The 25839-nt window shown below is 32.3% G+C and carries 25 protein-coding genes and 1 riboswitch; of the genes, 1 reads left to right on the top strand and 24 read right to left on the bottom strand.

Annotation, left to right across the window (positions count from 1 at the left end; all coding sequences use genetic code 11):
• Positions 1 to 484: 484 nt before the first annotated feature.
• The 6 genes from ER639_RS01595 to ER639_RS01570 all read right to left on the bottom strand — a co-directional run bounded on the left by ER639_RS01595 (position 485) and on the right by ER639_RS01570 (position 7052).
• Complete coding sequence (locus ER639_RS01595) at positions 485 to 1363, bottom strand: ABC transporter ATP-binding protein (RefSeq protein WP_164993319.1); 879 nt, start codon at positions 1361 to 1363, stop codon at positions 485 to 487.
• The gene (locus ER639_RS01590) at positions 1363 to 1737 is read right to left on the bottom strand and encodes a GntR family transcriptional regulator (RefSeq protein ID WP_129063998.1); all 375 of its coding nucleotides are present in this window, start codon (positions 1735 to 1737) and stop codon (positions 1363 to 1365) included. Before ER639_RS01590 ends, ER639_RS01595 begins: the two co-directional genes overlap by 1 nt.
• A gap of 88 nt (positions 1738 to 1825) precedes the next feature.
• The gene (locus tag ER639_RS01585; RefSeq protein ID WP_129063997.1) at positions 1826 to 2395 is read right to left on the bottom strand and encodes a hypothetical protein; all 570 of its coding nucleotides are present in this window, start codon (positions 2393 to 2395) and stop codon (positions 1826 to 1828) included.
• Between the two features lie 8 nt (positions 2396 to 2403).
• Positions 2404 to 2799, bottom strand: a complete 396-nt coding sequence (locus tag ER639_RS01580) for a hypothetical protein (protein ID WP_129063996.1) — start codon at positions 2797 to 2799, stop codon at positions 2404 to 2406.
• A gap of 700 nt (positions 2800 to 3499) precedes the next feature.
• Positions 3500 to 5347 (bottom strand): ABC transporter ATP-binding protein, encoded by a 1848-nt coding sequence (locus ER639_RS01575; RefSeq protein ID WP_129063995.1) that lies wholly within the window; start codon positions 5345 to 5347, stop codon positions 3500 to 3502.
• Positions 5331 to 7052 carry an ABC transporter ATP-binding protein gene (locus tag ER639_RS01570; RefSeq protein ID WP_129063994.1) on the bottom strand — a complete coding sequence of 574 codons (1722 nt, stop codon included), beginning with the start codon at positions 7050 to 7052 and terminating at the stop codon, positions 5331 to 5333. Before ER639_RS01570 ends, ER639_RS01575 begins: the two co-directional genes overlap by 17 nt.
• A gap of 151 nt (positions 7053 to 7203) precedes the next feature.
• Here ER639_RS01570 and ER639_RS01565 point away from each other — a divergent pair, with 151 nt between their 5' ends.
• On the top strand, positions 7204 to 7851 hold the full coding sequence (locus ER639_RS01565; protein WP_129063993.1) for a VTT domain-containing protein: 648 nt from the start codon (positions 7204 to 7206) through the stop codon (positions 7849 to 7851).
• A 27-nt stretch (positions 7852 to 7878) separates the two neighbouring features.
• Here ER639_RS01565 and ER639_RS01560 read toward each other — a convergent pair whose 3' ends face one another.
• From ER639_RS01560 to ER639_RS01475, 18 genes are all read right to left on the bottom strand, one after another.
• A complete protein-coding gene (locus ER639_RS01560) occupies positions 7879 to 8589 on the bottom strand; it encodes an ABC transporter ATP-binding protein (protein WP_129063992.1) in 711 nt (236 codons plus the stop codon).
• Entirely contained in the window at positions 8582 to 9322 is a 741-nt protein-coding gene (locus tag ER639_RS01555) for an ABC transporter permease (protein ID WP_129063991.1), read from the bottom strand. Before ER639_RS01555 ends, ER639_RS01560 begins: the two co-directional genes overlap by 8 nt.
• On the bottom strand, positions 9315 to 9596 hold the full coding sequence (locus ER639_RS01550; RefSeq protein WP_483306219.1) for a thiamine-binding protein: 282 nt from the start codon (positions 9594 to 9596) through the stop codon (positions 9315 to 9317). Before ER639_RS01550 ends, ER639_RS01555 begins: the two co-directional genes overlap by 8 nt.
• Entirely contained in the window at positions 9596 to 10597 is a 1002-nt protein-coding gene (locus ER639_RS01545) for an ABC transporter substrate-binding protein (protein WP_129063989.1), read from the bottom strand. Before ER639_RS01545 ends, ER639_RS01550 begins: the two co-directional genes overlap by 1 nt.
• Before the next feature lie 41 nt (positions 10598 to 10638).
• Positions 10639 to 10736, bottom strand: a riboswitch (TPP riboswitch).
• A 69-nt stretch (positions 10737 to 10805) separates the two neighbouring features.
• Entirely contained in the window at positions 10806 to 11759 is a 954-nt protein-coding gene (locus tag ER639_RS01540; RefSeq protein WP_129063988.1) for a 2-hydroxyacid dehydrogenase family protein, read from the bottom strand.
• 138 nt (positions 11760 to 11897) lie between these two features.
• Positions 11898 to 12761 carry a 2-oxoacid:ferredoxin oxidoreductase subunit beta gene (locus ER639_RS01535; protein ID WP_129063987.1) on the bottom strand — a complete coding sequence of 288 codons (864 nt, stop codon included), beginning with the start codon at positions 12759 to 12761 and terminating at the stop codon, positions 11898 to 11900.
• The gene (locus ER639_RS01530) at positions 12762 to 14495 is read right to left on the bottom strand and encodes a 2-oxoacid:acceptor oxidoreductase subunit alpha (protein ID WP_129063986.1); all 1734 of its coding nucleotides are present in this window, start codon (positions 14493 to 14495) and stop codon (positions 12762 to 12764) included.
• A gap of 104 nt (positions 14496 to 14599) precedes the next feature.
• Positions 14600 to 15391, bottom strand: coding sequence for a TIGR00282 family metallophosphoesterase (locus ER639_RS01525; protein WP_129063985.1), 792 nt, complete (start codon positions 15389 to 15391; stop codon positions 14600 to 14602).
• A gap of 67 nt (positions 15392 to 15458) precedes the next feature.
• Positions 15459 to 16235: a hypothetical protein gene (locus ER639_RS01520; protein ID WP_129063984.1), complete on the bottom strand. Its 777-nt coding sequence runs from the start codon at positions 16233 to 16235 to the stop codon at positions 15459 to 15461.
• Positions 16236 to 16331: 96 nt separating this feature from the next.
• Positions 16332 to 17891: a ribonuclease Y gene (rny, locus tag ER639_RS01515; RefSeq protein ID WP_129063983.1), complete on the bottom strand. Its 1560-nt coding sequence runs from the start codon at positions 17889 to 17891 to the stop codon at positions 16332 to 16334.
• Positions 17892 to 18118: 227 nt separating this feature from the next.
• Positions 18119 to 19177, bottom strand: coding sequence for a recombinase RecA (recA, locus tag ER639_RS01510; RefSeq protein WP_129063982.1), 1059 nt, complete (start codon positions 19175 to 19177; stop codon positions 18119 to 18121).
• A 374-nt stretch (positions 19178 to 19551) separates the two neighbouring features.
• Positions 19552 to 20133: a CDP-diacylglycerol--glycerol-3-phosphate 3-phosphatidyltransferase gene (pgsA, locus tag ER639_RS01505; RefSeq protein WP_129063981.1), complete on the bottom strand. Its 582-nt coding sequence runs from the start codon at positions 20131 to 20133 to the stop codon at positions 19552 to 19554.
• A 101-nt stretch (positions 20134 to 20234) separates the two neighbouring features.
• Complete coding sequence (locus ER639_RS01500; protein WP_129063980.1) at positions 20235 to 21089, bottom strand: helix-turn-helix domain-containing protein; 855 nt, start codon at positions 21087 to 21089, stop codon at positions 20235 to 20237.
• A 15-nt stretch (positions 21090 to 21104) separates the two neighbouring features.
• Positions 21105 to 21893 carry a YmfK family protein gene (locus tag ER639_RS01495; protein WP_129063979.1) on the bottom strand — a complete coding sequence of 263 codons (789 nt, stop codon included), beginning with the start codon at positions 21891 to 21893 and terminating at the stop codon, positions 21105 to 21107.
• Between the two features lie 11 nt (positions 21894 to 21904).
• The gene (ymfI, locus tag ER639_RS01490) at positions 21905 to 22624 is read right to left on the bottom strand and encodes an elongation factor P 5-aminopentanone reductase (RefSeq protein ID WP_129063978.1); all 720 of its coding nucleotides are present in this window, start codon (positions 22622 to 22624) and stop codon (positions 21905 to 21907) included.
• Entirely contained in the window at positions 22621 to 23880 is a 1260-nt protein-coding gene (gene yfmH, locus ER639_RS01485) for an EF-P 5-aminopentanol modification-associated protein YfmH (RefSeq protein ID WP_129063977.1), read from the bottom strand. Before yfmH ends, ymfI begins: the two co-directional genes overlap by 4 nt.
• Positions 23877 to 25109 (bottom strand): EF-P 5-aminopentanol modification-associated protein YfmF, encoded by a 1233-nt coding sequence (gene yfmF, locus ER639_RS01480; RefSeq protein ID WP_129063976.1) that lies wholly within the window; start codon positions 25107 to 25109, stop codon positions 23877 to 23879. The genes yfmH and yfmF overlap by 4 nt, the downstream gene beginning before the upstream one ends.
• Positions 25106 to 25828 (bottom strand): GntR family transcriptional regulator, encoded by a 723-nt coding sequence (locus tag ER639_RS01475; protein ID WP_129063975.1) that lies wholly within the window; start codon positions 25826 to 25828, stop codon positions 25106 to 25108. Before ER639_RS01475 ends, yfmF begins: the two co-directional genes overlap by 4 nt.
• Positions 25829 to 25839 lie beyond the last annotated feature (11 nt).

Raw genomic sequence — 25839 nt, 5'->3', positions numbered from 1 at the left:
TATAGGTTTATAAATGAATAATGCAATAATATATAAACCTAAGCCATGGCAAATTTGAAATACTCTTATGAATTTTGTCGTTTTCATGTAAATAAGTGTTATAAATATCGTATTCATAAAGATGGAATACGATATGATATATAAAACACTAATACTTACTTGGGGTATATGTTGCGCAAGAAGTTCATAACATTTGAATACTAAAAAAAAGATATGTAAAAGCAACATATAATACCATTCAGTTTTGAACATTTGGTGAGTACGTTCTGGAAAAATATGATAGGTTAAGGATGTTTTATTCTTATCTAATGAACTTCTAAATAACATAATATTTAGTAATAGTAATAAATAGAGCATCAAATTAAAAGGGCTTCCAAAACTTGCTTTTTCTGAAATGGTGATCATAAAAATACTATTAGTAATAATGAATATGATAATTAGCGGCAGTATATATTTGTTCCATGGATTCAATTGCCATATTAATTTAAAGTGATTTTTCATGATGCAATCGCTCCCTCTTTTTGAAATACATGATTTCATCAATATTGGCATGACGAATACTCACTTGATTGCCAAATAACTCATGAAAAGTTTTTGCATCTACTGTTAATCCTGTAAATAATCCGTGTTCAGATTCGATACCGATTAATAATGACTTGACCTCATCATCTAACAAATGTGTTTCTCCTTTTACAACACGATATGAATCTAAAATGACATCTTTCTCTTCCATAAATAATAAAGACCCTTTTTGAATGTATGCTATATAGTCAGCAATCGCTTCTAAATCTGAAGTAATGTGTGTACTAAATAATATTGTCTTATTTTCGTCTAACATCAGCTCTTGAAAAATTTTTAATAACGCCACTCTAAACGTTGGATCTAAGTTTGAAGTAGGCTCGTCTAATATCAGTAATTTAGCATCATGACTCAGTGCAACAGCTAAGCTAAGTTTTACTTTCATCCCTTGAGACATGTTTTTTATTTTAATATGGGTAGGTACTTCAAATTGACTTAAATATTGAATAAATGTTGCTTCATTGAAATTGGCATAATACAACTGCATCAACTTTGATAACTTCTTCGCGTTCATCCATTCAGGATAATGGTTTTCACTATAAACAACACCGATATCACTTAAGATACCTTTTCGATCTTCTTGGTAAGTTTTATCAAATACTTTAATCGACCCCGAATGAGGTGAAGTTATATTTAACAATTGATAAATCAACGTCGTTTTTCCCGCACCGTTTTCGCCAATCAATCCAGTAATGTATCCTTTTGGTATATTAAGTTCATCAATTAACAATTGAAAATCCCCTTGTGCATATTTCAAATCATTAATTTTAATCACGTTTTCCATTAAGATTCCTCCCATAATAATTGCAACATTTCAATCAATTCATTTTGATTAATATTTTGCTGTTTAGAAAGTTTAATCGTATTACTTAACATCGTTTCAAGTTCTTTTAATGATTGTTCTTCAATCATTGCGATATTACCTTCTGAAACAAATGTCCCTTTGCCTGGAATCGTATATAAATAACCTAAATCCTCTAAATCTTTATAAGCTCTCTTAGTTGTAATCACACTAATATTCAATTCTTTTGCTAATGCCCTCATGGATAACAAAGAAGCGCCCTCTTTCAATTGTTTAGACATAATTAATCGAATAATTTCAGACTTTAATTGTTCATAAATAGGTTGATCACTTTTTGGATCTAAATGAATATTCAATCTATCACCTCACTAATAGTTGTTATACTGTATATATACAATATACACAGTATGTACAGATTTGTAAAGTAAAAAAAGAAACATGCGTTTAAACATGTTTCTTTAATGTAACCTTTCCATTTTCAATATGTACTTGATCACCTTTATTGATTTGTGAATAAAGTGACTCACTCACTGCATACATTCTACGAACACCATTATGCTTTACATAAATAACATATACAGTTTGACTAGATAATTGCTTTAAAATTTGTAACTGTTCATTCGTACTGTAATGATGATAACTATGTCCATAATAGAGAAAATGATTGTAATACTGTGTTTGTGCAGTTTTTAATTGTTTCGTATTACCAACTTGTTTCGCAGTTGGCTTTAATAAACTATTCACAGTAGCACGTTGGGCATTTGCTTGCACTTTAGAAGATTGATTCATTCTAGAAGTTGTATTCAATCGACTCATAGAATTAATCCTAGAAGCAACTTGAGCACTAGAAGATGAAGTCGATTTAGCGCTTGATGTACTTGAACTATGACTAGAACTATGGCTTCCACTCGAATGACCCGAACTACCTACCGCTAAAGTTTCACCTTGAATTATAGGAAACATGATTACAGTCGCTGCTAACCCAATAGTAAAATTTTTAGAAAATCTATTCATAACAGCACCTACTTCACTACAGCTTTATCTTCAACTGTAGTATCATAACCATCTTCTTGATCATAAACAACGTATGGATGTCTAAAAATATGAACTTCTTCACCATCAATCATTACATAAGGTTTCTCTTTTTGATCCTTTAAGATATGTTCCACTACATTTTCAGTATCAAATCGTTTCGACTTAACAGTTTTATTGTTTTTAAAGCCCACTTCCATAGACATCGTTTCATCATCACCATTATTTAATACCTCAGCATAAACTAAATCATACTTCTTAACACCATCATCAGACGATTTAGGTGCAGCCTTTTCAGAAGTATTATCATCACAAGCTGTAAACAAAAGTGCACTCGTCATTATAATTGCACTCATACTTAAATTTGATTTCCAATTTGAATTCATAAAATCATCTCCTTGAAAACCATATTAACATACCGTAATCATTCTGATTTGATTGAAATTGCGGGGAAACTTCATTAAATCTTGCAAAATAAAAAAGCGATATTTGCTTTTTATCGCTATACTTTGGCCTATATATTGATTATGAACGGAATTCTGTGGCGATATTTTTCTTTTATCGCTATAGTTCAATCTATATATTGCGTAAGAGCAGTAATCTGTGGCGATATTTACTTTTTATCACCGTTGTTGTCTGCAAATTTCGCTGAACATAATAATCTACGGTGATATTTTCTTTTTATCACCGTAGTTGGCCTCATATTTCGCTGAACATGATAATCTACGGTGATATTTTCTTTTTATCACCGTAGTTGGACAGATATTTCTCTGAACATGATAATCTACGGTGATATTTGCTTTTTATCACCGTAGTTGGACAGATATTTCTCTGAACATGATAATCTACGGTGATATTTGCTTTTTATCACCGTAGTTAGTTCATCTATCATTCTTCTAATTTTTTAAAGAAGTTCCAAATGATAAATGTACCTGTTGCACTGAATAAAATTATTAGTAAAGCGCCAAAACTTGCAATTAACATATCATCCACCCTTTTTTATCATAGATTACCAATTGAAATACATTTTTTCTGTGACATATCGCACAAAAGAAGACAGGTTTTCACCTGTCTTCTAATCATGACCTACTCCAAAAGTTCCTCATTTCCTGAATGTAACATTTCATAATAAATGCCTTTTTGAACGATGAGTTCTGTTTGATAGCCGTATTCTATCATTTTACCTTTTTCTAATACGACGATTTTATCTGCTTTCTTAACTGTATTTAGGCGATGTGCAATGATGATGGATGTTCTGTTTTTCATTAATTTTTCAATTGCTTCTTGTAATTTCATTTCTGTTACTGTATCAATATTACTTGTTGCTTCGTCTAATAATAATATTTTAGGGTTTAATATTAATGCCCTCGCAATATTTATCAATTGTTTTTCACCTTGTGATAAGTGCGTAGATTCAAAACTGATTTCTGTATCAAATCCTTCTGGTAATTTCATGATAAAATCATATGCATTCGCATCTTTTGCTGCTTGTATCATTACTTCGTCGGAAACATGAGTATTTCTATATTTGATATTGTCACGAATTGTTCCATCAAATATCAATGGATCTTGCAATACGTAGGCCATTTGATTTCGTAATGTTGATTTGTTGATTTGATCTATTGATAAACCGTCTATTTTAATTGCTCCGCCTTGTATTTCATAAAAACGTGCTAATAATTGTACGATGGTTGTTTTTCCTGCACCGGTTGCACCGACTAATGCAAGTGATTCCCCTTGTAATACTTCAAATGTGACTTTATCGATTGTTGGTTTGACCTGATCTTCTGAGTATTTAAATATCACATCATTAAATTGGACATGACCTTTAATCTCCATTTGATCATTTTCATTGTGAATATCCACTTCGTCATCTTCATCAATGATAGCAAACACACGGTCTGCACCACTTAATGCCGACAACACGGTATTAAATTGGTTTGCTAAGTCTGATAATGGTCTCGTAAATTGTCTTGCATATTCTGCAAAGATAACAATGGTTCCAACTGTCACACCATATCCTTTTAGCGCAAGCATTGCACCAATCGCTGCAACAACTGTAAATGATAAGTTGTTTAATAAATTCATTACTTTAGGAATAAATCCTGAATAGGTAATGGCCCAATAACTCTTATCTAAAACGTTTTTATTTTTTTCATCAAATCCTGCAATCACTTTTTGTTCTTGTGAAAATACTTTAACGACAGCCTGTCCAGATACAATTTCTTCTATATAACCATTCATCTCACCCATCGCTTGTTGTCTTAATTTAAACAATGCACCTGTTCGTGTTGTAATCCAATTCATACCTATCATCATTAATGGAATAACCATCATTGTCAGCACTGTCAGTAATGGACTCAACATGAACATGACAATCACGGTGCCAATTAAAGTAATCGCACTAGAAGTGAATTGTATAAATGATGTATTTAATACTTGTGAAATGGTATCAATATCATTGGTCATGCGGCTCATCAATTCACCATGTTGACGTTTATCAAAAAATGGAATTGGTAGTCTTTGAAACTTAGTAAACAGTAATTTTCTAAGACGATATATTGTATCTTGCGATATTTTAGCCATCATAATCCCTGAAATGTATGTAAAAAGAGATGTGAAAATATAGACAAATAGCAGAATAACCAAATCCGTAAGAAGTCCATCAAATTTTTTAGGCATGATTTTGTTATCGATGATACGACCAATCATAAATGGCCCTAATAAACCTAGTAGCGCATAAAGAAATACTAAAAACATTACAAAATAAATTTTAACATGATGGTCTTCCATTAGTCGCCATATCCTTTTAACTGGCACTTTCCAATCTTTTACACGTTCTTTATTTCGTTTGTTTTCCTTTTTCTTCTCTTTTATTTCTTTTACATTGATTGGCAATGGATGTTGAAATACTTGTTTAAGCAATGTTTTCACCTTCTTCCTGTGAGTCACATATTGCTTTATATAAAGGTGACGTTTTTATCAAAGTCTCATGTGTACCTATCGCACTTACTCGTCCTTCATCTAGTAGTAATATTTTATCAGCAGTTTTTGCTGTATGAATTTTTTGTGTGACGATTATGCGCGTCATACTTAATTCTGACAATGCATCGAACAACTTTGATTCCGTTTTAATATCCAATGCTGAGGTAGAATCATCTAGAATAAGAATACTTGGTCGTTTAATAATGGCTCTTGCGATTGCAATACGTTGCTTTTGACCACCAGACAAATTCACACCTTCTTGTCCTACACGTGTATCAAATTGATGATCAAAGTCCATGATATTATCATAAACTTGTGCAATTTCAGTTGCCTTTTCAACCTCTTTAATCGATGCATGCGCATTACCAAATTGTATATTTTCTAGTACGGAACCAGTAAATAAAGTATTTTTCTGAGGTACATAACCTACCATTTGTCTTAATTTTTCTATAGGATAAGATTCAATTGGTTGATTATTTATCAATATTTGCCCACTAGATGCTTGATACATTCTAGGTACTAAACTCAATAGCGCAGATTTTCCTGATCCTGTTTGCCCCATAATCACAAACTTCTCGCCTGCAGCTACATCAAAAGATACGTGGTGTAGCACATTATGTTCCGAAAGTGGATAATGAAAGCTCACATCTTTAAATGAAATGCTACTTCCGCCTATTTCTTCTTGCTTAATTTCGGATTGGACAATTTCATCTGGAACCGTATCTAATATTTCACCCATACGATCACTACTTGCTTTTGCCCTTGAAAAAGCCATGATGATAAATGAAAACATTGAAAATCCACCTTGCATTCTTAACGCATAATTAATCACCGCTGCAAGCGCACCTACATCAAGTAAACCTTTTAATACATCTAATGCGCCCATATAAATCATAATCAGTAATGCAATGTTCATCACAATTAATAATGTTGGTAAAATGCGTTCCATCAATTGCATTGCTTTCGTAGTATCTTCTTTAAGCTTACTAGCTGTATGATCAAACTTCTCAGTTTCAAAATCACCACTTAAATTAGCTTTTATCATACGGACTGAAGATAAATTTTGTTGAACATTTTTATTCAGTCCGTCCAATTCCAACTGCACATCTTTAAAAATTGACATCCCTTTTTTCGCAGTAAAATATAAAAAGATACTTAAAAATGGCGTTGCAATAATTAAATATACTGCAAGCTTTGGTGCAATGACAAAACTCATGATGACACTGCCGACTACAAGAAGCGGAGCACGTAACATGATTCTTAAACTCATAAACAACACCATCTCACAAGCAATGACATCACTTGTTAACCTTGTAATAATACTACTCGTCTTAAATTGCTCCAGTTGAGATAAACTAAATTTTTGAATATGACCAAATAATGACTTTCTTAAGTCATAGCTAAATGAATGACATACATGACTTGCAACATAAGAATTGAGAATACCATAAATAAAGGTTAAAGCACTTAATACTACTAATATCACCAAATATCTTATTGCTACATCAAATTGTTGTGGAATAATCCCTTCATTTATGATTTTAAGTAAAAAATATGGCAAACTTAGTTCAACGGCAAGCTCAAATAGCATTAACATTAATGCGAACAAAATAAGTCCGGTATATGGCTTTGTGTAATTTAATATCAGTTTCATAAAACACCTCTATTATTTGAAAATTCGTACTAATTTATTCCTTTTAATCTATTATGCCATATTTCTATTATTGATGGTTTATTATTTGCATCCAATATATTCTCACCTTATAATAATAAAGATTATTAAAAAATTTGAATTGGAGTAAATCATGTCAATTATTTCACAACTTATGGACTTTATTTTACATATTGACCAACACTTGGTTAATATTGTAAAGGATTATGGTACATTAACATATGCCATTCTTTTTACAATTGTATTTATTGAAACAGGACTTGTTATCATGCCATTTTTACCTGGCGATTCAATGCTATTCGCTGCTGCAGCGTTAGCACCACAAGGCGCACTTAATATATGGGTCCTATTTATAACATTAACAATCGCAGCAATTTTAGGCGATACTGTAAACTATCACATTGGGAAAGCCGTTGGATTAGGTGTAAGTAATCACCCTAAATTCGGTAAATATATTAAGAAAGAGCACTTAGATAAAGCGGAACACTTCTTTAACAAATACGGTGGTAAAACAATCGTTATCGCTCGATTTATGCCTTTCATTAGAACATTTATCCCATTCGTTGCCGGTGCATCAAAAATGAGATATTCATATTTCGTTACTTACAATGTTGTAGGTGCAATTCTATGGGTAGGTATCTGTTTAGCAGGTGGATTCTTCTTTGGAAATATTCCATTTGTTAAGAAAAATTTCGAAATCGTTTTAATATTAATCATTTTAATCTCTGCACTACCTGCAATCATCGGTGTCATTAAACCGATGATTACAAAGAAAAAATAAATCATAAAAAAAGAAACCATTCACCCATTATAATAATGTGCGAATGGTTTCTTTCATTTCTATTAATTCTGTATTGACCCCATTAATGTGAGACGTATGAAATTGTTGTACTAAATGAGCTGGCTTATCATTCAATAAATAAACTTCATCACTTAGTAAAATTGCCTCTTCAATATTATGCGTAATCATAATAACCGTTTTATGCGTCGCTTGCAAAATGGTCTTTAACCATTGTTGCATATCAAATTTAGTAAGCTCATCTAAAGCGGAAAATGGCTCATCTAATAACAATATTTCATTTTGACTGTTTAATGCTCTTAAAAATGAAACGCGTTGTTTCATACCACCAGACAATGCTGAAGGCAATTTATCTTTAATATCTGTAAATCCTGCACGTTCAATTAATGCATCAATATCATTTTGTTGATGCGTAATTTCACTAGCTAATTTAATATTGTCATAAACCGTTCGCCAAGGCATTAGCGAATGCGTTTGTGGCATATAACTGACAAATCCTGTTTGCCCACTTACATCCTTTCCACGATATAACACTTGGCCTTCCGTAGGTTTCAATAAGCCACCAATAATATTAAGTAACGTTGTTTTCCCGCTTCCTGAAGGTCCAATAATAGATATAAATGAGCCATCCTGTACATTTAAATGAATATCCTTTATCACATATGTTTGATCATAACGATGCCCTATTTGATTTAATTGTAAAACGGATTGATTAATCATTTGACCACCTCATCACTAATTTTTGTAGCGCCAATATGATTAAAAAAATCAGTAAAGCAAAAATAACAATCCAAATGATTGCTACAAATACACGGTCTACCATAAAGGCACGTTGTGAAATAATCATATATTTACCAAGCCCTGCGTCACTACCAATCCATTCTGAAATAATGGCGCCCATAACAGAATATGTGCCTGCAATTTTTAATCCATTAAAGAAATATGGCATAGCATTTGGCCACTCTAACTTCGTAAAAATTTGAAGTTTAGAAGCCCCCATCATACGCATGTATTTTAATAAATCTCTATCTGTTCTTTCAAATCCCTCTAATAAACTAACCGTTATCGGAAAGAAACATACGAGTGTGATGACAATCAATTTTGGTAAAAGACCAAAGCCAAACCAAATCACCAATAATGGTGCAATGACAATGACAGGGATATTCTGACTAATAATTAAAAAAGGATAAATAAAATCATGTAAAAAAGAAAATATACGTAAGACTAGAGCAAAGACAACACCACAAATGATTGAACAAAATAATCCTAAAATAACCAATTGAATCGTCGGTATTAAATGAACTTTATATTCATTAAAATCATTAAAAAAAGTTGCAAAAATCACACTCGGTGCAGGTAATGTGTACGCATCCACCTGTAAAATACGTACACACCCTTCCCATATGATAAGCACAATAATTAATGTTACTAAAAACTTTAAAAATTTAGCCATTATGCTTCTCAGTCAAATTATCCATTGTAAATTGTTCACTGTATAAAAACTTCACTTGTGTGATGACATAATCCGAACCTTTTTCAATCATTAATTCATTCATCGATTTAATCAATTTTAAACAACTGTCCATATCACCTTCAACCGTAGTATCTAAAGGATTCACGTGATATTTCAAACCTGAATCTTCTATCAATTGAATGGCAGCATCAACAAAAGGAATCGCATCCGTCTTTGTTTTAGGAATGATTTGAATACTCATAATCGTGTTCATTATTTTTCCTCCACAAACTCATTTGTAAATGCATCTTTAGCATTGAAATCTTTTTTAATGACTTTATTATCTTTCATAAACTGTGCATAATTTGCCCATACTTTTTCTTGTTGAAGCCCCCAAGACTTTGCATCATCTTTATATTTTGGAGATAAATACTTTTGAGAATCCATTACCAATTGCTTTTGTTTCTTTAACTCTGGTGCTTGATCCATTAAAATCTTCGCACTATCTGCATCATGTTTAATACTATATTCATAACCTTCTTTTACAGCTGCCATAAATGCTTTTACAGTATCTTTATCTGATTTAATGTATTTTTCATTCGCAATAATAACAGGTGTGTAATAATCTAACTTTTTATCATAATCAATTAAATATTGCATATTCACATCAATATTACGTGTTTTCGCTTCGATACCAGTCCAACCATAGTATACCCACGCAAAATCAATATTCTTTTTCGAAGCTGTGAAGAAATCACTACTACCCATATTTACAATTTTTGTTTTCTCAACATCAGCATTTTCTTTATCCATTAAAGCTTTAATAATTGGCTTTTCAACTGGCGCACCCCATCCACCATAAGTTTTACCTTCATAGTCTTTAGGAGATTTAATATTTTTATCCTTTAAACTCATAAATCCTGAAGTGTTATGTTGAATAATCGCACCAATCGATTTAATTGGCACACCTTCAGTACGAGATTGCGTCACTTGTTCTTGAGCAGAAATACCAAATTGCACTTTATTAGCAGCAACCAATTGATCCGCAGTCACATCACCAGGCGTCTTAATCTCAACATCTAAACCATGATTTTTAAAATAACCTTTCGCCTTCGCAACATAAATACCTGTATGATTCGTGTTAGGTGTCCAATCTAACATTAACGTTACTTTTTTTAAGCCTTTTTCATTCTTTTCTGCTTTCTTATCCGTGCCATTTGCACCACAACCTGCAAGTAAAATCGCACAACTTGCACCAACTAATAACTTTTTCATTTTTTCTCCTCCAATAAAAAAACACAACCTAATAAGGTCGTGTCCAAAAAGGCACACTTCCCTACGCTAGCATTACCTAGACAGGTTATAAGGGTTTAGGACAATGTCCAATCTCAGTAAAACTCCCCTAGTGTTTTTAATTATTATTTTTATTAAGTATATCAAAGTATATAAGGTATTGCATTATGAAGTTTATCCATTCATTTCATTATGCATTCACAACATAATCCGGTTTCTCTCCATTTAACTTCTTATATACATTTTGTGTTACGATATCAGCCATCATATCTCTTGCTTCAAATGTTGCATTTCCGATATGTGGTGTGATGACAACATTGTCTAATTTTTTTAATCGATCATTGATTTCAGGTTCGAATTCAAAAACATCGAGTGCTGCTCCTTCGATGACTTTATTTTCTAGTGCATCTGCTAATGCCGCTTCATGCACTACTGGTCCTCGTGAAGCATTGATTAAATATGCTGTTGGTTTCATCATTTCTAATTGCTCTTTATCAATCATATGCGCCATAGATGGTTTATAGGCTGCATTGATTGTAATGAAATCTGATTCTTTTAATAATGTCTCAAGAGATACATATTTCGCACCTGTCGCTTCTTCACGATCAACATGTCGATTTGGTCCTGTATAAAGGATTTCCATATCAAATCCTTTTGCTCTTCTCGCCACAGCTTGACCAATTTCTCCTAAACCAATAATACCAATCGTTTTCCCTGATACTTCACGACCTCTAAAGAATAAAGGCGCCCAGCCATCAAAACCTGTAGTACGGCATAATTTATCACCTTCTACCACACGTCGTGCACTTGCAAGCAAAATCGCCATTGTTAAATCAGCTGTTGCGTTTGTAGACGCTTTCGGTGTATTTGTTACGTCAATATCTTTTTGTCTTGCATAGTCACAATCAATATTATTAAATCCCGCACCATAATTGGCAATGATTTTTAAATTTGGTGCAGCATCTATGATTTCTTTATCTACACTTGTAGATAATAGACTCACCAATGCATCTTTGTCTTTAATTCGCGTGATTAATTCTTCTTTTGTAATTAATTTTGTGCCTTCAAATACATCTACATCAAAATGTTGATTTAAATAATCTAATCCTTTTTGTGGAATTTCACCTGCTACTAATACTTTCATCTTAGTGCTCCTCTCTTTTGATTATTTGTATTAAGTTTATCAAAGATTTAATCAACTTTTCTACATAAGTGAACCAAGTTCACAATGAATACAAAAAAGAGACTCAGACAAATGTGTGTCTGAATCTCTTAATATGTATTATTTAAACTCCGCCATTAATGCTTCAAATTTAGATTGATCCATCTCAATAGATTCTTTTGCTAATGATGGTGAATAACCTTCTAATTGTTCAGCATAGCTTTTTGTTTCAGTATCTTGATAAATGATACCAGTTACTAATCCATTGTGTTCTACGACTGTATTCAGTGCTAGTTTTTTATCTTTATTATCATAGCCTTCAATATCACTTAATTTTGTTAAGTTTTCTTTAAACCATTCATATGTGTTCACTTTGTTATAAGTTACGCAAGGCGAGAATACATTAACAAATGCAAATCCTTTATGATTGATTGCCGCTTCAATAATAGCTGTTAATTCTTTAATATCACTTGAGAAACTTTGTGCTACAAATGTTGCACCTGATGTTAATGCTAATTCTAATGGTGATACATGTTTTTCAATTGATCCTTTTGGTGTTGTTTTAGTTACAAATCCATGTGCTGAACTTGGTGATGTTTGACCTTTAGTTAATCCATAGATTTGGTTATCCATTACAACGTAAGTTAAATCGATGTTACGTCTAATGGAATGGATTGTATGACCCATACCTATCGCATAGCCGTCTCCATCTCCACCTGATGCAATAACAGTTAACTCTTGGTTCGCCATTTTTACACCTTGTGCCATCGGTAAAGCACGTCCGTGAATTGAGTGCACACCATATGAGTTGATGTATCCTGATAAACGACCAGAACAACCAATACCTGTGATTACAGCTAATTGTTCTGGTTCTAATCCTACGTTAGCACATGCTTTTTGTATCGCTGCTTGTACAGAGAAGTCCCCACATCCTGGACACCAGTTCGGTTTAACATTATTTCTAAAATCTTTAAAAGTAGCCATTTAGATTAACTCCTTTACTGCCATGACATCATTAATTTTTGCTTCGATTTCTTTTGGTAAGAATGGTGTACCATCATATTTTGTGAAGTTGGTAATCTTACCTTGATGCATTGTGTTCATTTTAATGATGCTTGATAATTGTCCACCGTAGTTATGTTCAGCAACAATAATTTTTTTAGCTTGATTCATTGCATTTTGAACTTGTTCAGTTGGGAATGGATGCAATTGTTTAATGTGTAAGTGATTCACTTTGCCATCTATACGTTCAATTGCTTCATCAATTGCTCCGAATGTTGATAAGTAGCCAATCACTAATACATCTGCATCTTGATGATTTTCTTTATAAACAACAGGTTCTGAAATTTTTAATGCTTCAATTTTACGCATACGTTTTTCCATTTGTTTTGCACGGTTAATTGGGCTTTCAGATGGTTTACCCTCTTCTGTATGTTCTACACCTGTTACATGGTGGATTCCATTTTTAACACCAGGAATGACACGTGGTGAAACGCCACTTTCCGTAATTTCATAACGTTTGAAATATGCTTTGTCTTCCGTTGGTTCAACTTCAGTAATTAAGTTACCTCGATCGATTTTAATGCGTTCAAAATCAAGTGTAGGTACTGTATGTTTACCCATTGATAATTGTAAGTCACTTAAAACAATGACTGGACATTGATATTGTTCTGCTAAGTTAAATGCTTCTGCAGTTAAGTAAAATGCATCTTCAGCTGTTGTTGGTGCAAGCACGATTTTCGGAATATCACCGTGAGTACCATAAATCATTTGCATTAAATCTGATTGTTCTTGTTTTGTTGGTAATCCAGTTGACGGACCGCCACGCATTGTATTGATAACAACAAATGGCTGTTCTGTCATTCCACTTAAACCGATTGCTTCCATCATTAATGAAAGACCAGGTCCTGCTGAAGCTGTAAATGCTCTTACACCACCATAGTTCACACCAATCGCCATTACTGCAGCTGCAATTTCATCTTCCGTCTGAATCACAGTACCACCAAACTGAGGTAATTTATCAATCATGTATTCCATAATTTCACTCGCTGGTGTAATCGGATATGCTGCCATAAAGCGTGCACCACCCGTTAATGCGCCTAGTGAAATCGCATCATTACCAATCATATATAAATGACCTTCTTCAGTCGATGGTTCTAACGTAAATGTATGGAAATCTTCTTGTTCCATTAAATTAAATCCAGCATGAAGTGCCTCTTTATTCAATGAACAAATTTTTTCACCTTTTTTACCGAAAATATCATCAACTAATACTTCGAAGTGATGTAAGTCAATACCTAAAAGACTTGCACTTGCACCCACTGCAACCATGTTTTTCATTAATGCAGTTCCTAAATCTTTCGCAATTTCAGTAAATGCAATCGGCATAAACTTACCTTCATAATCCTCAGGTGCAACTGGATCAAATTTGCTATCAGCTAAAATAATACCTGTTGCGTTCATTTCATGATAGTTTACATCGATGGTTTCTTGGTCAAATGCAACTAAAATATCTAAATCATCACTAATTGAATGAACACGTGTTGTTGATACACGAATTTTATTGTTAGTATGTCCACCTTTAATACGGCTTGAAAAATGTCTATATCCATATAAATAATAGCCTAAACGGTTTAAAGCAGTTGAAAACATTTCACCTGTACTTTCAATACCTTCACCTTGCTGACCGCCGACTTTCCATGAAATTTGAGATTTCATAAGTACCCTCCTACGTTAATCACTTCATTTAATATAACAAAAAACCACCTATCTTCACATAGACAAGTGGTGAACATTTGAAAAATCATACTAATGGCCGATAACTACCTTAAAGGATGATCATCATTAATCAAAATATTTTCAATTTTCTTAGTTGTGCCGTCGGTGTTTAATTCTACAAATATACCGCTTAAAACACCACGTCCTTTTTCAGGAACAACGTGTTTCACTGGCATGGACGTTAAGAAACGATGAATCACTTCATCTTTATTAATTCCTAAAATACCGTCATAATAACCTGTCATACCTACATCAGTAATAAAGCCCGTTCCTTTGTTTAAAATGCGGTTATCACTCGTTTGAATGTGTGTATGCGTGCCTACAACCACACTTGCACGGCCATCCGCATAATAGCCAAATGCCCCTTTTTCACTTGTTGTTTCTGCATGAAAATCTACAAAGATATAGTCTGTTTCTTTTTTAGCCATTTCGTATAAAGCATCAAATTTTTTAAATGGACAATCAATTTGTTGCATAAATGCTCGACCTTGTAGATTCATAACCGCAATTTTTTTATCGTTAAATTTAATAATCTTCATACCGACACCAGGTGCTTCTTCTGGATAATTTGCAGGTCGAATCATTTTGACATCACTATCCAATAATTCATAGCTGTCACGTTGTCCATATGTATGATTACCTAAAGTCACACAATCCACTCCAAGCGTCATCATTTCTTTATATATTTTTTCTGTAATGCCGCGTCCATGAGCAGCATTTTCACCATTTACAATCGTAATATTCGGTCCATATTTCTTTTTGAGTTGTGGTAAATATTCATTAAGCATAGATCTACCAATTGAGCCTACAACATCACCTATAAATAATATTCTCATTTGTATCTCCTTAATTTATTCTCTTGTTAAACTATAACATGTAAAATTGAAAAATAAAAAGGCTGAATCACTTCAGCCATTTGAACTTCTTATGTTGAATTAAATAACGTATACGTATTATACAAATATATAATAAAAATAAACCAAATATCATTGTAAGTAATGGATAAAATATAAATAAAATAAAAACATAATGTGACATTTTTTGTGTTTTTAGAAGTTTAAAATCTGCTTCAATAAGACGATTTAACCAAACACCATTGTGTTTGATTGCTTCTTTGTTCTGTTTAAAATATTGACTTGCCTGATGATTCGCTAATAAATACGTTTCATAAGAAGCATTTTTTTCATGTATTAATAACAAACCCGCATTCCCAGAAATACGCCCTTTTTCAAACAGCATTTTAGTATTTTCAAGTAGTTGGTTGATATTTTCATTCACTTTAATTTTTGGATGTGTTTCTTTCTTATCAATCGTTATTTTGTTTACAACACGTTTTTTTAAATCCACTTCTATTTCGATTTTTTGGTTATCGTATTCAATTGTTCTCGTGTATAGCTTATTATTCTTAAAAGCGTGTTGGTAATCCTTTAAGTCATGCACTAGAACTGACTTGTTATCCATAGAAATAAATTCATGTGTAAAACTTACACCGCTAACATCGACACCTTTTGCAATCGCTTCATCAATATTTTTAGGATTAACGGTTATATTTGAAACAATATATTGTTTGTTCGCATCACTTTTATTTTTATATATATCAAAAGCTTCATATAAAGGTAAAAATGACAATAATATAAGCATTAAACTTGATGATAAAAATAACTGTAATTTTTTCTCCATATGACACTCCTTACCTTTTTACAATTAATGTAACACAATTTTTTTCTCGTCACAATCTAAAAAATCCTCTAGAACACGAAGTTCTAGAGGATCTGTTTATTTTGCATATTCTGTGGCACGCAGTTCTCGGACTACTGTAACTTTTATATGACCAGGGTATTGTAATTCTTCTTCAATTTGATTTTTAATATCTCTTGCCATTCGATGTGCTTTAAGATCATCTACAGCATCAGGTGATACGATAATTCGAATTTCTCTACCTGCTTGAATTGCAAATGATTTTTCTACACCTTCATAACTTTCAGAAATTTCTTCAAGTCTTTCTAAACGTTTCACGTAATTTTCTAATGTTTCACGTCTAGCACCAGGTCTAGCAGCACTTAATGCATCCGCAGCAGCTACTAATACTGAAATAACACTTGTTGGCTCCACATCGCCATGATGTGAATGAATTGCATTAATCACCGTACTGTGTTCTTTGTATTTTTTCGCTAAGTCCACACCGATTTCAACGTGTGAACCTTCTACTTCATGGTCAATTGCTTTTCCAATGTCATGTAATAATCCCGCACGCTTTGCCAGTGCAACGTCTTCACCTAATTCTGCTGCTAACATACCAGATAAATGTGCTACCTCTACAGAATGGTGTAAAACGTTTTGACCATAACTTGTTCTAAATTTCATACGTCCTAAAATTTTAACTAAATCAGGATGTAAGTTATGAATACCAAGTTCGAAAGTTGCTGCTTCCCCTGCTTCACGAATAATTTCATCCACAGATTTTCTTGCTTTTTCAACCATTTCTTCAATACGACCAGGATGGATTCTTCCATCAGAAACTAATGCTTCTAATGCCGTTTTAGCGATTTCTCTTCTAATAGGATCAAATCCCGATAAGATGACTGCTTCTGGTGTATCATCAATAATTAAATCAATCCCTGTTAACGTCTCAAGCGTTCGGATATTTCGACCTTCACGACCAATAATTCGGCCTTTCATTTCATCGTTTGGAAGATTAATGACAGACACTGTTGATTCAGAAGTATAATCAGCTGCTAATCTTTGAACAGTTGTAGCTAGCAATGTTTTTGCTTTTTTATCAACTGTATTCTTAGCTTCTAATTCTTTTTCCTTAACCAATACCGCAATGTCATGTGATAATTCTTCTTCAACTTGATCAATAATCTCTTGTTTCGCTTCTTCTTGCGTCAGTCCGGAGATGCGTGTTAGTTCTTGTTCATGTTTCACTAAAATTTCTTGAACATTTTGCTCTAACGCATCTACATGTTGTTGTTTCTCTTCAATTTTCGATTCTTTTTGTTCTAAAAGTTCATCTTTTTTATCTAAGATATCACTTTTTCGATCTAAGTTTTCTTCTTTTTGAAGTAATCTCGCTTCTTGTCTTGAAAGTTCAGCGCGTCGTTCTTTGTAATCTTCTTCTAAACGATCGCTTCTTAAAGTATACTCTTCTTTAGCTTCAAGTAACTTTTCCTTCTTTAGACTTTCAGCTTCTTTGTGTGCTTCACTAATAATATGCTCAGCTGATGTTCTCGCTTGCATTTGTTTGTTAGTTAAGCTCGATTTTGCGATTAAATAACCAACCACAACACCTAGAATTATTCCAAGCAAAATGAATAAGATGCTTAATAGGTTCACATAAACACCTCCTCTTGCTTATTAATATCTAGAAATATTTAATATACAATTTTCATCATATATAAATTAATTGTACGTTTTATTAAAGTTTATTGTCAAGAACTCAAAGTAATAAAATGTCACTATATACTGTTTATTTTCATTATTCTGATTAAATTCAAAGAATTATAATATAATCTTACATGACTTAAAAATATCCAATAAAAAAAGAGGATTGCTCCTCTTTTTTAAATTAATTCGTCATCAAATAAATCATCTACAACAGGTGTAGCAGGTGCTTCTTCTTTTTTCTCATCAGAACCAATACCAACCGCTTCACGAATTTTCGCATCAATTTCAGCATTGATTTCTGGATTTTCTTTTAAATAAGATTTAACGTTCTCTTTACCTTGACCCATACGTTCCCCATTGTATGAATACCATGCACCAGATTTTTGAATAATTTCATATTCTACTCCTAAGTCAATGGTTTCACCTTCTTTAGAAATCCCTTGACCATACATGATATCTACTTCAGCAACACGGAATGGTGGTGCAACTTTGTTTTTAACTACTTTAATCTTTGTACGGTTACCAACAATATCTTGACCTTGCTTTAATTGTTCAGCACGACGTACTTCTAAACGAATAGATGAATAGAATTTTAATGCACGACCACCAGGTGTTGTTTCTGGGTTACCAAACATTACACCAACTTTTTCACGAATTTGGTTAATAAAGATGGCAATCGTGTTTGATTTAGAAATGGCACCAGATAATTTACGTAACGCTTGACTCATTAAACGTGCTTGTAAACCGACGTGCGTATCTCCCATTTCACCTTCAATTTCAGCCTTAGGTGTTAATGCAGCAACTGAATCGACAACAATGATATCAATCGCACCACTTCTAACAAATGCTTCAGCAATTTCTAAACCTTGTTCACCATGGTCAGGTTGAGATAAATATAAATTATCAATATCTACACCTAAATTTTTTGCATAAACAGGATCTAATGCGTGCTCTGCATCAATAAATGCCGCTACCCCACCTTGACGTTGTACTTCTGCAATTGCATGTAATGCAACAGTCGTTTTACCTGAACTTTCAGGACCATAAACTTCAATGATACGTCCTTTAGGATAACCACCTATACCTAATGCACTATCTAATGTAATAGAACCAGATGAAATCGTTGATACATTACGTGATGTATTTTCACCTAATTTCATAACGGCACCTTTACCGAATGATTTTTCCATATTTTTAATTACTGTGTCTAAAGCCTTTTGACGTTCGTTCATAATAGCCTCCTAGCAAATAGCTAACTTTATTTTTTAATAAATCAATTCTGACATGTTACTTAAAAATCATCATATAACAACCATTTCCACATGTCATTTAATATGAATGATACCCATTCATTTCTTTACAAGTAATACTATACTTTGAATCATAAAAATAAGCAAGCAAAAAGCGAACGTTTGTTTGTGTATTTTGTTCCAAAAATTCAATTTTCAAAAGTATTTTTTTAAAAACAGGCTACATATGTTCTATTTTCATTAAAATTTTTATCAAAAAATTGAATTTTAGCTTTTCTTAATTTTAAAGTTTAATTATATGACCAAATAAAAAAGAAGTGAAAATTAATTTCCACTTCATTTGATCATTATGAGATTTATTATTTAGAATTTGTGAATACATTTCTACCATGATAGAAATATTCAATTCCTGATAAAATCGTAAAGAATACAGCAACATACATCAATGGATAACCTAAACCGAATCCAATCGCTGATTTAAATGGTTCATTTAGTAATAATAATGTCATTGCAACCATCGTTACTGCTGTTTTAATTTTACCTAATTGACCTGCTGCTGAAACAAATCCTTGTTCAATTTGTAATAAACGTAAACCCGTTACCGCAAATTCTCTTGCAATAATCACAATAGCCATCCATGATGGAATTGCTCCTAATTCTACTAATACAATAAGACCACTAGAAACAAGTAATTTATCCGCTAATGGATCTAAGAATTTACCCATGTTAGAAACAAGGTTCCATTTTCTTGCTAAGTAGCCATCTACCCAGTCAGTAAGTGATGCAAAGATAAAAATACTTGCACCAATCACTTGTTCAATACGAATTGTGTCTCCACCTAAAATATGTGTTTGTCCCATATTAAAATCGGCCAATAAAAATACGATGATTACTGGTATTAATAAAATACGAGCAATCGTAATTTGATTTGGGATATTCATGATTTTCCTACTTTCTCGTCTTTTTAAATATTTGATAGTTATTTCTATTTCAAAAATAACGCTTATAAACAAATTATATGAATAAATCTTAACTCATCAATCTACTTTTTTATAATCGTAAAGTAATACGTTCTTGTGATTAAATTTTGTGCTGCATTTGGTACTGAAATTTTCTGACCATCAATAAAAACATTCAGCGCTGTTGAGTTACCTGAAATTAATATTACATTTTTTGCATCTTTATCAATTTCGTATTCACTTGAATTGATTTGCTTATATGCATAAGTCTTTTTTTGATCATCATACATTTGCACCCATGTTGGGGTTTTAGAATCTATCTTAATCTTAATCGCTTCTTTAGCATTTACTTCATAAGCCAGTACAGATCCATCAAATGACTTATAAGTAATATTTGCTTTAGTGTCTTTTGGCTCTACTTGTTTATCCTTTGACTCTGATTTTTTTTCGTTATCATTTTTAGCAGTTTTAGAAGTCTCTTCTTTTGGAGTTTCTATAGAAACGTTTCTACTTTCGTTGATGTTTTTTGCTTGAAATGAATTGTCTTTGTTAGTAAATATCAATTCTGAGCAAATAAACCAAACCGCAAAGAGTACCAATAGAATTCCTAAAAGCATTAATAACAACTTTTGAGCTGAAATATCTGGCTTTTTCACTTTATCTGATTTTTTTATTTGGATGATTGCATCTTTAGCACTAATCGTTTTATTTGGTAATTCATCATGATGTTTTTCTAATAGCGCTTGAGCGTTTAAATTAACACTTGTCGCATATTTTTCAATGAATCCTTTTGTATAATCTGGATTAGGCAACTTATCGAATTCATTTTTTTCAATCAGTTCAATGAATTTTTTTTGAATACTGATTTTCTTTTCTAAATCAACAAGCGTCATTCCTAACGATTCACGTTTAGAGCGTAAAACTTGTCCTATCTTCACACGTTAACCTCCTTATTAGAAAAACGCAAATTCATCATGATCGAACAAATTATTCTTTGATATTTGTTCATATGTGATTTCTTGTTCATCATGTTCTCTTAATTCTATAATATAATCGAAATCATCTAAAGTATATTCTGTATTTTCAACAAATAAATCTGGATGTTCAATCACTTTTACAGTCGGTAAATTCATGACTTCGCGTATTAATTGCTTATGTTTTTCATCTTTTTGCTTTACACTTAATGCCCCATCAATAATATATACATATTTTTGATCATACTCACCTTTAAGTAATGAGCTTCTTACAGTTTGTTTAATCATCGTTGATGAAATAAATAGCCATTTTTTATGTGCACAAACACTAGCAGCCACAATTGACTCCGTTTTACCAACGCGAGGCATTCCTCTAATCCCAATTAAACAATGGCCATCTTCTTTAAATAACTCCGCCATAAAATCAACTAAAATACCTAATTCTTTACGAATAAAACGGAAAGTTTTTTTATCATCGACATCTCTTTTAATGTATCGACCATGTCTCACAGCCAGACGGTCTCTTAATTGCGGTGTTCTCAACTTTGTAATTTCAATATCATCTAATTGCTCAATAATATTTTCAAATCGCTCAATACGTTCTAAGTCCACTGTTTTGATCAATAAACCTCTTCGTCCTTGATCAACACCGTTAATTGTTATGATATTAATGCCTAATGAACCCAATAAACTTGATACGTCCCCTAACAAACCAGCTCGATTTACTTTAATTTCATATTCTAAATACCATTCTTTAAATGTCGTCATACGAATTCCCCCTATATTAACCAACCTGCATTTACGCGTTGAATTGTACCTGTGACATTACTCGCATTTGGATGTAATAAGTATTGAACAGTATGTGCAATTTTTTCTGGTTGGATAAGTTGTCCTTGCGGAATTTCTTCTAATAAAGCTTTCACATCTTCCTCATTAAGTGCATTGGTCATATGCCCGTCCACCAAACCTGGCGTTATAGCATTTACAGTAATATTCGAAAGGGCCAATTCCTTTGCTAAAGATTTTACCAATCCTATTTGTGCGCTCTTCATACTACTGTATAGCGATTCTAAACTCGCGCCTGTTTCGCCCCAAATAGAGCTTATTACAATAATTCTGCCATTTTCGGATTGTAATAATCCGCTCATTGAAAATTGAATGATTTTAACAAGATTAAAATAATGAATATGGAATTGTTCATACATTAAAGTACTTGTGATGTCTTGAACCATTTGGAAACTTGAGGTACCAGCGACATATATAACGCCATCAATATCATCCAACGCATGATTAAAAGGATTATCCTCCATGCCTTTAGATAAATCTATTTTAATATATTGAATGGATTGTTGGCCATTCATAGATTTAAACTGACTTTGAAGTTGTTCAATTGGTGTTTGATTATGATGAATGATTAAATCATGACCTTTTTGAATGAGTGATTTAGTAATTGCTGAACCAATATCACCACTTGCTCCAATAATTAAATATTTGCTCATAATACTCTACTATCCACAATTTGATCAAAATCAAAGGCATCTTTAAATACTTCAATCATTTCTTCCATGTTTAATTGCTGTAAGATTGGAATTAAATCAAAATAATCTGCACCGCTTATTTTATATTTTATAAATTGATTACATATCACTTCAGGTGCATTCATACTAGAAACGTGCTCTCCTAAAGTATGTCTTTTAAGGCGATTGAAGTGTGCTACATCATTCAAACAATCTGTATCTTGTAATCTATTAATAATTTTTTCTTTTAATAAATCCGGATTTGTCGTTGATCCCGCTATAAAGAAGTGAGAAAAAGTTGGTTCAATTGTAAAGTTAAATCCAAAAGTATCGTCAATCAATTCTTCATCTAATAATAATTGATAAAATGTAGTTTGTTCACCAAAAAGCATATCCATTGCAAAAAACATTAATAACTCATATTTAATCATATCTTGAGATTTTTTATGTAAATTAGATTTAATACCAATCATTAGTTTCGGCATTTGAACACCTAAATGAGACTCAATAAACGGTTTCACAACTTCATTGGGTTCTTCAATAGTCTCAGTTTTAGGAATTTCTATAGCATCTTGTACTGTTACATGATCATTAATAAATGCAATCATTTCATCACTGTTAAAGTCCCCAGCAACGACCATCATCATATTACTTGGATGATAAAAAGCATGATAACAATCATAAAGTTTTTCAGCAGTAATTTGATTAATACTTTCTATAGAACCCGCAATATCATATTTGACTGGATGATAATGGTACATTGCATTAATCGTTTGATGATATAATCTATAATTTGGCTGGTCTTGATACATTTTTATTTCTTCTTCAATAATACCCATTTCTTTTTGTACGGTATCTTCCGTAAAATATGGATTTTCAATCATTTGAATTAATGTCAACAAATTTTCTTTTAATGATTCCACTGTTGTAAACAAATAACTTGTTCGATCATATGAAGTGAATGCATTCGCTGAAGCGCCATTTAATGAAAATGCATTAAACATATCTCCATCTTCTTTTTCAAACATTTTATGCTCAAGAAAATGTGCGATTCCCTTAGGATTACGAATCAGTTCACCAGTAGATGTTACAAAATCATTATGCAATGATCCGTAATTAGCAGTAATTGCAGCATATGACTTAGTAAAACCAGGTTTTTCAATAATATATAAAGGCATGCCATTTTTTAATGTCGTTTCAACGACCGTTTCGTTGACATCTTCATAAAATTGTTTCATGATGACACCTCACTTGTTAAACAATAAATTGTATGAAATTTACCTGTTAATGCAATTCGAACAACTTCATCAACATCCACATTAGTTATACCTTCTAGCCATGCTTCTTTTGTATGGGGCATCACATAGGTGTTAGAAAATGCAGATTCAATATATCCTTTTGGACGATCAAATGATTCTAATTTATGGTTTTTCAGCATTCTTTTAGCAGTCTCCAAAAGTGATACATCAAATTCACCTTTTTGTAATTTATCAAATTGCACTTTAATGGTGTCTATCGCTTGAATGTATTGATCATTTTTAACACCGCTTAATACGAATAAAAAGCCACTTCTTGCATCGACTTGACTATGTATTTGATACGCTAAACTAAGTTTTTCACGTACATTAGTAAATAATAAACTCATTGTATCACCACCAAAAAGCTGGTTCATCACTAAAAATGCAAAATAATCTTTCGTTTCATTAATTTCAAATGTCAATCCAATATTTAATCTTGCTTGTTGCGTTTGTCCAACATCAACAATTAATGGATTTTCACTATCTTCTAAACGAATCAGTGGCATATTCACAGGATAACTTTTTAGTGGTAAGTATTGTTCAATATATTTTTGAATGTCTGTTGGCTCCACATCACCACACACATAAATATGTTTTTCGTCATTTGCTAACATTGATTGATAAGCCTGAAATATATCTTCATTGTTCAATGATAGTAAGTGTGATTTAGATCCAAAACTTGGATATTGATATGCTTCATCTTTAAACATATTTGATAACAATTGATAAAAACTGTATTGGCCTTTATTATCTTTTATTGCTTCATATTTGTTTAACATTAAGCGCTTCTCTTGATTAAAAGCTCTATTATCGAACTGATTCTCATCAAAACAAGGATGAAAGACCACTTCGTTAAGTAATTTAAATGCTTCCTCAACAAGATACATTGGTTGGTCTAAATAGCGATTTTGAATAAAATCAATACCAATTGTAATCACGTGAGTATTGTTTTGTTTCAATACATTTGAATAGAGATGTGCACCATATAAATCACTCAAATGATTAATTAATGATTGATCTGTAGGATATTTCTTAGTAATTCGCGTTAATAGTTTCGCTAAGATCGCTCTTTGGCTCATCGTATTTTCATTTAATGGTGCTTTAAACTTTATAACAATCGAATTCGTTTTAAATTGTGTTGATTGAATAATATGTGGCTTTATGGTCATTTGGACTCCTTCTTTATTTTTCGTTTAATTCTAAATTTTACATAGGATGATTTAAAATAATTTAATGAATATAAAATAGGTTCATCTTGAGCATTGTAATGAATTTGCTTAAATAACAGTAAACTTTCATTTGGCTCACATTGCAATACACTTGAAATATATGGCTCGTATCCGATAGATTCAATTTCACTGATTGCATATTCCAATTGATGTCCGTTTTGGTTAAGTATTTCCAATAATGAACTTTGATTTGCTGAATGTAAATCAAGTGGCTTATTAGATTTCAGTTTATCTAAACAATAAACCACATGGTCCTCATCTGCTGTTCGAATACGTTCTACAACATGAATTTCTTCTGCTTCTTCCATATGTAATAATCTCATATCATCGAATGTTGGCCATTCATTATCTTGGCTAATGATGATTGTTCCTGGCGTCTTACCTTTTGAAACAATCATTTCTGTAATGCTAATTAACTCATTCATTGGCAAATCAAATAAGTGTTCTTCTTTAACAAAATAGCCTTGTTGAAATCGTTCACACAACAATTGTTCTGTAACCAACTCATGAAATGCTTTTTCAACATCATCTGTAGAAATATCCAATGTTCTAGAGACTTCATAAAATGATGGTAACGGCTCATTATGACTGAAATAACCTGTTTCAATATTTTTTAAAATCCAATTTTTACAATTCACGACATCCATGCTGACTGACATGATATTCTCCT

The sequence above is a fragment of the Macrococcus sp. DPC7161 genome, from assembly GCF_004117835.1.
GTDB lineage: Bacteria > Bacillota > Bacilli > Staphylococcales > Staphylococcaceae > SDSC01.
This window is presented reverse-complemented; position numbering and strand designations above follow the sequence as displayed.

Coding starts and splice junctions, on each gene's coding strand:
- ER639_RS01595 (WP_164993319.1), bottom strand. CDS start 1,363: ATGGAAAACGTGATTAAAATTAATGATTTGAAATATGCACAAGGGGAT.
- ER639_RS01585 (WP_129063997.1), bottom strand. CDS start 2,395: ATGAATAGATTTTCTAAAAATTTTACTATTGGGTTAGCAGCGACTGTA.
- ER639_RS01580 (WP_129063996.1), bottom strand. CDS start 2,799: ATGAATTCAAATTGGAAATCAAATTTAAGTATGAGTGCAATTATAATG.
- ER639_RS01570 (WP_129063994.1), bottom strand. CDS start 7,052: ATGAAACTGATATTAAATTACACAAAGCCATATACCGGACTTATTTTG.
- ER639_RS01565 (WP_129063993.1), top strand. CDS start 7,204: ATGTCAATTATTTCACAACTTATGGACTTTATTTTACATATTGACCAA.
- ER639_RS01560 (WP_129063992.1), bottom strand. CDS start 8,589: ATGATTAATCAATCCGTTTTACAATTAAATCAAATAGGGCATCGTTAT.
- ER639_RS01555 (WP_129063991.1), bottom strand. CDS start 9,322: ATGGCTAAATTTTTAAAGTTTTTAGTAACATTAATTATTGTGCTTATC.
- ER639_RS01550 (WP_483306219.1), bottom strand. CDS start 9,596: ATGAACACGATTATGAGTATTCAAATCATTCCTAAAACAAAGACGGAT.
- ER639_RS01545 (WP_129063989.1), bottom strand. CDS start 10,597: ATGAAAAAGTTATTAGTTGGTGCAAGTTGTGCGATTTTACTTGCAGGT.
- ER639_RS01540 (WP_129063988.1), bottom strand. CDS start 11,759: ATGAAAGTATTAGTAGCAGGTGAAATTCCACAAAAAGGATTAGATTAT.
- ER639_RS01535 (WP_129063987.1), bottom strand. CDS start 12,761: ATGGCTACTTTTAAAGATTTTAGAAATAATGTTAAACCGAACTGGTGT.
- ER639_RS01530 (WP_129063986.1), bottom strand. CDS start 14,495: ATGAAATCTCAAATTTCATGGAAAGTCGGCGGTCAGCAAGGTGAAGGT.
- ER639_RS01525 (WP_129063985.1), bottom strand. CDS start 15,391: ATGAGAATATTATTTATAGGTGATGTTGTAGGCTCAATTGGTAGATCT.
- ER639_RS01520 (WP_129063984.1), bottom strand. CDS start 16,235: ATGGAGAAAAAATTACAGTTATTTTTATCATCAAGTTTAATGCTTATA.
- pgsA (WP_129063981.1), bottom strand. CDS start 20,133: ATGAATATCCCAAATCAAATTACGATTGCTCGTATTTTATTAATACCA.
- ER639_RS01495 (WP_129063979.1), bottom strand. CDS start 21,893: ATGACGACATTTAAAGAATGGTATTTAGAATATGAAATTAAAGTAAAT.
- ymfI (WP_129063978.1), bottom strand. CDS start 22,624: ATGAGCAAATATTTAATTATTGGAGCAAGTGGTGATATTGGTTCAGCA.
- yfmH (WP_129063977.1), bottom strand. CDS start 23,880: ATGAAACAATTTTATGAAGATGTCAACGAAACGGTCGTTGAAACGACA.
- yfmF (WP_129063976.1), bottom strand. CDS start 25,109: ATGACCATAAAGCCACATATTATTCAATCAACACAATTTAAAACGAAT.
- ER639_RS01475 (WP_129063975.1), bottom strand. CDS start 25,828: ATGTCAGTCAGCATGGATGTCGTGAATTGTAAAAATTGGATTTTAAAA.